Below are 8,544 nucleotides of genomic sequence, written 5' to 3' on the forward strand. Positions count from 1 at the left end.
CAGAACCGGTCCGCGGGCTCGTAGCGCACTGGCCCCTTGAGCTGCCGGCGCAGCACCGCGTTCTCGTGCCGCAGCACGAGCAGCTCGGCGTCCTTCGCGGTGTCACGGCGCAGCGGCACCGACGGGACGGACAACAGCCTCCGGGCCGCCCTGCACGGCAGAGACATGATCACGCGGACATGATCCCAGGACCGAACTGCATCACTCCCACCTGCGTCGATGACTTTTCGAGCGGCACACCGTCCGCTTCGCTCTCTGGGAGCAGGCCACCGGCGTCACCAGCCGGCCTGCCGCGGCCTGAGCCCAGGGCCGGCACCCGGCCCCACCACACCTCGACACGCCGTCAGACACCCGCACACCCAACAACGTGACAACGCCGGCGGAGCCCCTGGGCGGAGCGGCGGCCGCGCCTTTTCTTACCAGATACCTTCGATGACTTCGTCGAGGATGAGATTCCACTGGGATTGCTCGTCCTCAAAGGGAGTCGCGTCAAAAGCGTGGATGCGTGCGCGCAGGTGCTCTACTTGTTCGTCGATGTCGGCCTGGTCGCCGCGCTCGTGTTCGTCGAACCTTTTGAACAGGTTCAGGGCGTAGACGAGGGATTCGACGTCTCGATGGAGCTGTGTGTAGGAGTCCAGGGGTTCGCCCTCGCCGAAGGCATACACCTCTCCGGTGTGGGGTTCGAGGGCGATGACAGAGGCTGCGAAGTAGCCGAGGACGAGCCATGAGCGGCATTCCTCGGGCAGGGTTCCGTCATCGGGGGTAAACCATTCGGACAGGAGAATCGACTCTTCCTGGCCAACGCTCGCCTTGGACTTGAAGGTCTCGTCGTGTGGGAGGCCGACCTGGCTGAGGAAGTCTGCGGTTCGTGTGTCGAGTTGGTTGTCGGGGGATGCGTAGCGGGGGAAGTACACAACGCCGGACAGGCCGAAGGTACTGAGGAGTTCGGCCGGAGTGATAGCGAAGCTCATGCGGGGACCTTTGGGGTGTTGCGCGACCGAGGGGGCGAGTCAATGTTAGCGGCCGTGTGCTTTACGGAGCTCGTCCATGTATTGCTGATGTTCTGTGTCACGTTGGTGGCGTGGAACGGTCTGGTCGTAAGTGTTGGTGTGGTGGACAGTTTTAGCCTGCGGGAAGTGGCGGTCGAGCCAGCGGTCACAGCTGGGTTTGAGCTGGCAGGGTTCACGTTCGGTGAAGACTTCCTTGAGGCCTGACTGTTTCCCGTTATGCAGGAGCGGGTAGCCGATGGATCTTTCGGAGTGCATGCTCTTCTCGCTGTAGCCGACGAGGATGCTTTCTCCGTTACCATCGGGGTCAATGTAGCGTCCGGCGGCATAGTTATTTCCGCTGTAGTCGTTGCGTGCGTAGCGGGCGAGTTGGGTGGCCTGGCCGAGTTCGTCGGTGTAGGGGTCGACTTTGGTGGAGCTGACTTTCCCGGTGTGGGTATTAGGTACGGATGTGTCTGCTTGGTCGCGCCGTGTTTGGGGACGCCAGGCTTTGCCGTTGTCGAGGATCCCGTCCAGGCGGTCTTTGTCTGTGGTGTCGAGGCTGCGGAGTTGACCGTCGGGGTCCAAGCGTTGGACGGTGCCGTCGGCGCTGAGCAAGTACGTTCGGATGTCGCCGCAGTTATCGATGTCGTCTTTGGTTTTCTTGTCGGTCTTCTTGTGTTCCTTCTTGCTGTCGTCGATCTTGCCGCCGTGCTTCTCCAGGACGTCGATGGTCTCGTCGACTTTCTTGTCGACGGCGTCTTCGGCCTTGTCCATGACGGCGGCCAGCTTGTGGAAGCGGCTGTCTTTCTTGACGGAGCTACGCCGCTTGGCGCCTCCGGTTTTGTGGGTTTTCTTCTTGTCGTCGAAGTTGCGCTTGGCCTCGTCGTAGCCGCCGGATGCCTTCTCGAACTCGTCGAACTCGATGACCAGGTCGTAGGCCATGTCTGCGTTGCCGGGGGCGTAGTGGGAGAGGTTGTTGTCGTCGGGTGCGTCGAGTTGGTCAGTGAAGAGGTTCTCGATCTTGCCGAGGATTTTTGCCTCGATCTTGTCGGTGACGATTGAGGTGATCTGGTCGACGGCGTAGTCGATGGCCTCGTGCAGGGCGATGCGGCAGGCGGCGATGGCTGCTGCGCTGAGCAGGCCGCTGAGGCCGGCGGTGAAGAACATGCCGACGACGCCGGCGGTCGCGGTGGCTGCGGTGGCGGAGAGTTCGGCGATACAGGCGATCTTGCAGCCTTCGATGAAGCCGGCGCAGTCGTCGAGCGCTTCGGCCAGGTCATCGAGGGCTTTGATGAAAGTGGTCAGGTCCTTGGTGGTGAGCTTGCCCCATCGGCGGTCGATGGCATCGACCGTCTTGCCTTTGCTGCGGCCGGCGACGATATGGGAGCAGGCCTTGTTACCGTCAGTGATGACGTCGCGGAGGCCTTCGGCTAGGTTGCGGTAGTCCTTGGCGCTGTCGCGGACCTCGTCTTCGTCGATGTTGGGCCATTGAACGCCGACGAGGTCGAGGACCTCGACGAGTTCGTCAGGCAGCTTCTTCCCCACGTGCCGTTCCCCCGCTGGACAACGATTGGGTAATTTTTGACGTAAAGTGATAGGGCGTCAAGTTGCAGTCGAACAGATCCGACCTCGCGCTGGTGTCAGCGAGGGCGCAGGCAGACGAGCATGTCGTCGCAGCCGACGACGAGGTCCCCGTTGTCAGTTGCTGTGAGTGAACGCACGGGCGGGCCTGGGCGGAAGACGCGTGTGGTGCCCCGGTCCCAGGTGTGGTGTTCGACGAGGCCATCCCCCCACCCGACGGCAAGCGCCGGCCCGTCCTCGGTGTGCATGGCTGCCAGGGCCGTGACGGGAAAGGGCCGTTGCATCACGGAGGGTGTAAGGGGCGCGCGGCCTGGTGACCAGGCGCGGACGTGCCCGTCGGCGCCGCCGCTGTACAACAGGGAGATGGGGGTGCCGTCTTCCGGGACGTTGAGGTCCAAGGCGGCGAGTGCGGTGATGGGGCCTTCAAAGAGGGTGGCTGTCTGTGGTCGGTCTGTTGGCCGGTGCAGGGTGGCGGCGTGGACGGCGCCGGCGTCGTCGGCGACCGCCAGCAGGTGGGAAGTAGCGGTCAGCGTGCGCCCCGGGATCTGTGCCAGGTGGTTGCTCATGGTGTCGATGAGCTGCTGGACAGGGGTGGGTCCGTCGTCGAGGAGGGCGCTGATGCCAGAGGGTTTGCGCACTGCGGGACTGTGCTGCCAGGTGAGGCGTCCTTGTACGTCCAGCGCAAGCACGGTTCCGTCCGGCAGTGCCGCCAGTGCTTGTGTCTGGGTGAAGGCGCGGGGGAGGCGGCCTGAAGCGCGGGCGTTTTCTGCGCTGATGATCCGTACGACGCCTTCGTGGTCTGCGGTGAGCACGGTGCCGGCCAGCACCTCGTGTCCGGCGGCGAGGGCGAGGGCGGGGCCGGGCCAGGGCGGGCGGATATCGCCGGTTACCCGGTTCCAGACCAGGCTCCAGTCGGCGTTGGCGGCGAGTGTTGTCAGGTGCTGTTTCAGGCGTGGGTCGGCGCTGTCGCCGAGTGCTGAGAGAAGGGCCAGGGCCCTGGCTGCCGGCTGCGGTTCGTGCAGGAGGGCCTGGCCTGCGCGCAGCCAGGCGGTACGCAGTCCTGCGTGCTCGTCGTTGCTGCTCTCGTAGCGGGCGGTGACCGTGATGGGGTCGGCGGCGCAGACGTCCTCGGGGTCATCCAGGTTGACCGCGGGCTCGGCGTGGGTTGTGCGCAGGGGGGTGGGCTTGTGGTGCGCCCTCTGCCAGGCGGCGAGCCGTTCGGGGTCGGTCCACTGGTCGTGGTCGAGGTTCATGATCGCCGGTGCGTGATCTGCCAGGTGTGTGGCCGCGAGGCTTGAGGCAGTGGCTTCGACGATGACACGGACGTGCTCGAGGCGCGAGAGGATGGCGGCCATGTCGGCGAGCACCAGTGGGTCCGCGGCGTCCTGCAGATCGGGGAGGACGATGGTGACCGGCCGGCGGTCGGCGGCCAGGGCAGCCGCCAGTTCGGCGGGGGCTCGGGCAACCACACCGAGTTGGTTGGCCAGTGTCCACACCGCGCCCCGTACGCCAAGGCCCTGCAGGGGTGCGACCGCGTGGACGCGGCGGTTCTGAGGCGTTTCGGGGCGCGTGCCGTGCGCCACCAGCCAGGCGAGCAGAGTCGATTTTCCGCAGCCTGCGCTGCCTGTGATCAGGCACATGCGGGGGGCGGCCGGATCGGCCAGCCATGCCAGCAGGGCAGCGGCTGCCGGTTCCCTCCCGGCGGACGGCCTCCCCCACTGCACGGTCGTCATGATCGAGCCTGCCTGGCCGCGTGAGTGATCAGCTCTTTCAGACCCTTTTCTCGGGAGGCGGCGTCGGATCCGTAGTCGAAGCTGTGGGTGAACTCCGCTTGGGGGAAGGTATTGCGCAGCCAGACTGCACAGTAGCGGCCGGGCATCATGCATGGCTCGAGTTCGCAGTACACGCGGCGCACCTGTGTGGGCGAGACACCCTGCGACTGCAGCCGCTGCCACAGCAGTTCTTCCGGATGGGCGCGTCCTGGGCCGGTCGCCTCGGTGGCGATCTGCTTGTTACCGAGATCGTCGAGGTACTCGAAGGCGGAGGAGAACGGGAAGTTCAGGGTGTGGCGTACGTCGTCGAGGACCCGGGGCCACCAGCTCTCGCGCTCCTGGAACGCCGTCTCGTCAATCTGTCGCAGTTCGGCGTTGAGTTCACGGAAGGCGGCCGCCGCGACGGACAGTCCCGTCGATGCCGCGATCACCGGCAGTCTTCGGTCCAGCGCCGTGAGCGCCATGGTGAACCTGACCACGCTCGATGACACGAACATGTCATTCTCGCCGTAGTCGCCGAGAAACACCGCCTGGACGGCGCCGTCAGGGCGCACGCACAGATGGGCCAGCCCGTCGGTACCAATCCGCAGCCAATCGGCCATCTGTGCCGGCGGATGTGGAAAGCCTTGATGGCCGGCAAGGAGTCTGAGTGTGACCCCGTCGGATGGCGCGGCCGCTTGGAAGTAAGGCGCCACGTTCAGTGGTACGCCTGTGCCTTCCAGGTGCTCACGGGCGGTGGGAGGCAGTCGGATACCGAACGCCCCGGGGATGTGGAATTGCCGCATACCGTCCGCACCGAAGTGATCGAAGGAAGCATCCCGCACGGGCTCGGACATCGAAGGGGCCTCTCTAGCAGCAGTGATCTGTGTACGTCTCACTCTGTCAGAAACAGCCACCGCACGGGTCCGGCCCCTTCAGCCTCACCAGCACCAAGGCTGTCGACGATATCGGCGCGGAGGGCCATAACGGCAAGCCACCGCCGCACTTCCGATACGGAGTGCAGGCGCGGCATCGCCGACTGCTCGCTGCGGGTTCAAGGGCTGTGGCGAGCAACCGGCCCGACATCCGTCTGGGCATCATCAACCCAGCCGGGGCAAATCCAGGCAGAGCAGCGCGGCACGGTCAGTTCTCCGAGGGGACGCGTGCGGCGATCTCCTTCGCCGGCCGGTCCGCCTCCGGCGACATCGGCCCCTCCTCCTGGGCAACCGTCAGCAGCAGACGCAGCAGGTCGCGTGCTTCCTCTACAGGTCAGCAGCGCCAGCCGCTGCGCCGTGCCGTCCATAGGGGCTGTGAGGATGACGGTGCCGTCCCGGCGGTGGTCTGACCCGCGCTACGACTGACTGTCATGTCCTGCGTCTTGATCTGTCGACCGCCGTCCGGGGCGGCACTCGCTGCCGCCAGGTCGGCGGGCGTGTCCCGATAGGGGCCTTCGCGACAGGCACCGTCACAGTCCTGACCACCCTGCCGACCCGGCGACGGCCACCAGCCCTCCGGTTCGACGGCAGGAGAACGATGACCAGTGCCGGCATGGCCCAGCCGACCCGATTGCACCATGACCGCCACCGCGAGGTCGTGCTCGGCGTCGACACTCACAAGGACGCGCACGTGGCAGCCGTCGTCCCCACAACCGGCAAGCCGCTCGGTTCCCGCAGCTTCCCCACCACGGCCGATGGCTACTGACAGCTGCTGGACTGGGCACGCTCGCATGGCACGGTCGGCCGAGCGGGTCGCGGACGCTCCGCAGCGCGTCCTGGCCCGGCTTGGGTTCCGCCCCGACCCGCTGACCGGCCCCATCCGCCCGCCGCACCCCACAACCATCCGCCTCGTCCTGGCCGAGTGGACGGTGACGCTCTGGACAGGGCCATCGGCCGCTTTCTCAACGAACGCAACAGCCCACCCACGAGCCGACGAGTGATCGCCGTCGACGACAAGACTCTCCGAGGCTCGCGCACCAAGGAGCAGCTGGCCACTGCGCTGATCGCGGCGATGACCCACGACGGCGACGTCCTCGCCCAGATACAGGTCGACGGCAGGAGCAACGAGATTCCGGCCTTCACCCCCACTGCTGGACGGCATCGACCTGATGGGAACCGTCATCACCGCCGACGCCCTGCACAATCACGCTTCCTACCTGGACGAACGCGGCGCCCACTACCTGGCCGCCGTCAAGAAGAACCACCCCGCGCTGCACGGGCGGATCGTCGACTGCCCTGGCACGACATCCACCTGGACCACCTTGAGCGCACCCGGGCCCATCACCGCGACGAGATCCGCCGCTTGAAGACTGCCGTGTTCGCGCACCTCGACTACCCGCACGCCCGCCAGGCCCTTCGAGTCGTCCGCTGGAGTCGGGAACTGGGCTCCAGCAAGCTGACAATCGAGCGGACCTACCTGGTCACCAGCCTGCTGCCCGGCGCGGCCACCGGCGCGGAACTCGCCGCATGGATTCGCGGCCACCGGAAGATCGAAAACCAGCTCCACCACGTCCGCGACCGCACCTTCCGTGAGTACGCCTCAAAGATCCACCCCCGGCACCTGCCCCGCATCATGGCCGGCCTGCGCAACCTCGCCGTCGGCGTCCACCGTCAGGACGGCCACACCAACATCGCCGCCGCCCTCCGCCGCACTGGCCGGGATCACCAGCGACCCCTCACCGCCCTCGGACTGGCATGACGAACCCGGACAAAAGATCACTTCTCAAGGACCCTGTCGGCCTGGGTGGTGAGGAATTCGCGCCGGCCCTCAACGGTGACGGCCAGGGCCACGTGGATGGGCCGGTTGGCGGCGGCGCCGTCGCGGATCTTCACGTGGACGGCGTCAATAAAGACCACCGGATAAACGACGTCGAGCGGCCGGTTCTGCCATTCGGCCATGCCGTCCAGGACCTTGTCCGTGATCGTGGAGATGGTCTGCCGGGAGACCTCGGCGCCATAGACCTCCGCGAGATGGGCCTGGACCTCACCGGTGGTCAGGCCCTTGGCGGCCAGCGAGATGACCATCTCGTCGACGCCGGTCAGGCGCTTCTGCCGCTTCTTGACGATCTTCGGTTCGAAGGAGCCGTCCCGGTCGCGGGGCACGGCGATCTCCACCGGTCCCACGTCGGTCAGCACGGTCTTGGAGCGTTTGCCGTTGCGTGAGTTGCCTCCGTCCTTGCCCGCCGGATCATGCTTGTCATAGCCGAGGTGATCGGTGATCTCACCCTCCAGGGCGGACTCCAGCAGCCGCTTGGTCAGCTGCTGCTGGGGGTTGCCCCCTGCGGGGACAGTCCGCCCTCGCCGGTCAGCCGCAGGCCCTCGGCCTGGGCCCGGCTCACCAGCTCGTCGATCAGCTGGTCGTCCACAGCCTTCGCCGACACAGCCGCTGCCGACTCGTCGGCCTCGTGCTCGGCCACGTTCTCACTGGTCATCGATGCATCTTCCGTGATCGGGAGTTACTCCGAACGATTTACAGTCCCGGTCGAGGAGGTACCGGGAACTGCATCATGCGGGAGTGGGCGGAGGTCGACCGCCTTACCAGACCTCCTGTTCAGACCATGGGCTTCCCGCAAATGGGCTCCTTGGACCAGCCGTGTCTCGCTGATGGCTGGTGTCGTGGCTTCCCTTTCCACGCGCAAGGATCCAATGCAGGTCTCCTGAGTCCGAACAAATCCGCCACGATTTGAGCAATCCGGTCGCTGTCAGTTGGGCAAGGAGGGCGGACAGTGTCGCGAGCGCGACACCACATGAGCGCGCCGTCTGCTCGGCCTCGCTCACGCCCCTGCCGTCTTCCGGGGCAGCATGTGCTGCGAGGTAGACGCTTGCCAGTTGCCGCAGCGGTTCGGGCATCCCTGCTGTCGAGGGGGAACTGGCGCGCAGTGCCCAGTCCGCAGCACGCATCCGGTCGGGACGGGCTGGGGTTTGATCGAGCAGTGCGGCGTCGAGCAGTTCAGCAGCTTTGGCGGAGGTGTTTTCGGGGACTGTGCGCAGCCAGCGCGCGTGCTCTAACTCACGCCATGGGCCTTGACCGGTATTGAGACCGAGGCTGCGCAGCATGCCTTTGGGCAGTCGGACTTGCATCTTGGTGTTCATTCGGAGCGCGCACTGCAGCGCAAGCAGGCGTGCGGCGGCCGACGGCGTCCCGCTGTGTGGTGTAGGGGATCTCCGCGGTTGAGTGCGCGGGTTCCGCTCCCTGGAGTGCACCGTCTGCCGGTGACTGCTCCCTGC

8 protein-coding genes and 3 pseudogenes are annotated in these 8,544 nt (G+C 66.1%); 3 read left to right on the forward strand and 8 right to left on the reverse strand.

Annotation, left to right across the window (positions count from 1 at the left end):
* The 6 genes and pseudogenes from ACZ56B_RS32245 to ACZ56B_RS32270 all read right to left on the reverse strand — a co-directional run.
* Positions 1 to 167 (reverse strand): annotated as a pseudogene (locus ACZ56B_RS32245) (integrase core domain-containing protein); the annotation flags it as partial.
* A 249-nt stretch (positions 168 to 416) separates the two neighbouring features.
* The gene (locus ACZ56B_RS32250) at positions 417 to 971 is read right to left on the reverse strand and encodes an SUKH-4 family immunity protein (protein WP_468798465.1); all 555 of its coding nucleotides are present in this window, start codon (positions 969 to 971) and stop codon (positions 417 to 419) included.
* A gap of 45 nt (positions 972 to 1,016) precedes the next feature.
* Positions 1,017 to 2,534 carry a nucleic acid/nucleotide deaminase domain-containing protein gene (locus ACZ56B_RS32255; RefSeq protein ID WP_468798468.1) on the reverse strand — a complete coding sequence of 506 codons (1,518 nt, stop codon included), beginning with the start codon at positions 2,532 to 2,534 and terminating at the stop codon, positions 1,017 to 1,019.
* 95 nt (positions 2,535 to 2,629) lie between these two features.
* On the reverse strand, positions 2,630 to 4,303 hold the full coding sequence (locus ACZ56B_RS32260; RefSeq protein ID WP_468798471.1) for a hypothetical protein: 1,674 nt from the start codon (positions 4,301 to 4,303) through the stop codon (positions 2,630 to 2,632).
* Positions 4,300 to 5,178, reverse strand: a complete 879-nt coding sequence (locus tag ACZ56B_RS32265) for a nucleic acid/nucleotide deaminase domain-containing protein (protein WP_468798474.1) — start codon at positions 5,176 to 5,178, stop codon at positions 4,300 to 4,302. Before ACZ56B_RS32265 ends, ACZ56B_RS32260 begins: the two co-directional genes overlap by 4 nt.
* Positions 5,179 to 5,464: 286 nt before the next feature.
* Positions 5,465 to 5,575 (reverse strand): annotated as a pseudogene (locus tag ACZ56B_RS32270) (DUF6417 family protein); the annotation flags it as partial.
* 279 nt (positions 5,576 to 5,854) lie between these two features.
* Between ACZ56B_RS32270 and ACZ56B_RS32275 the strand changes: the two are divergent.
* The 3 genes from ACZ56B_RS32275 to ACZ56B_RS32285 all read left to right on the forward strand — a co-directional run bounded on the left by ACZ56B_RS32275 (position 5,855) and on the right by ACZ56B_RS32285 (position 7,015).
* Positions 5,855 to 6,022 carry a hypothetical protein gene (locus tag ACZ56B_RS32275; protein WP_468798477.1) on the forward strand — a complete coding sequence of 56 codons (168 nt, stop codon included), beginning with the start codon at positions 5,855 to 5,857 and terminating at the stop codon, positions 6,020 to 6,022.
* A 403-nt stretch (positions 6,023 to 6,425) separates the two neighbouring features.
* On the forward strand, positions 6,426 to 6,623 hold the full coding sequence (locus ACZ56B_RS32280) for a hypothetical protein (protein ID WP_468798480.1): 198 nt from the start codon (positions 6,426 to 6,428) through the stop codon (positions 6,621 to 6,623).
* On the forward strand, positions 6,620 to 7,015 hold the full coding sequence (locus ACZ56B_RS32285; RefSeq protein WP_468798482.1) for a hypothetical protein: 396 nt from the start codon (positions 6,620 to 6,622) through the stop codon (positions 7,013 to 7,015). The genes ACZ56B_RS32280 and ACZ56B_RS32285 overlap by 4 nt, the downstream gene beginning before the upstream one ends.
* 50 nt (positions 7,016 to 7,065) lie before the next feature.
* Here ACZ56B_RS32285 and ACZ56B_RS32290 read toward each other — a convergent pair.
* Both ACZ56B_RS32290 and ACZ56B_RS32295 read right to left on the reverse strand, forming a co-directional pair.
* Positions 7,066 to 7,748 (reverse strand): annotated as a pseudogene (locus tag ACZ56B_RS32290) (IS256 family transposase); the annotation flags it as partial.
* 103 nt (positions 7,749 to 7,851) lie between these two features.
* Positions 7,852 to 8,409, reverse strand: a complete 558-nt coding sequence (locus tag ACZ56B_RS32295; protein WP_468798485.1) for a hypothetical protein — start codon at positions 8,407 to 8,409, stop codon at positions 7,852 to 7,854.
* Between the last annotated feature and the right edge of the window lie 135 nt (positions 8,410 to 8,544).

The organism is Streptomyces sp. NPDC034670 (assembly GCF_055574875.1).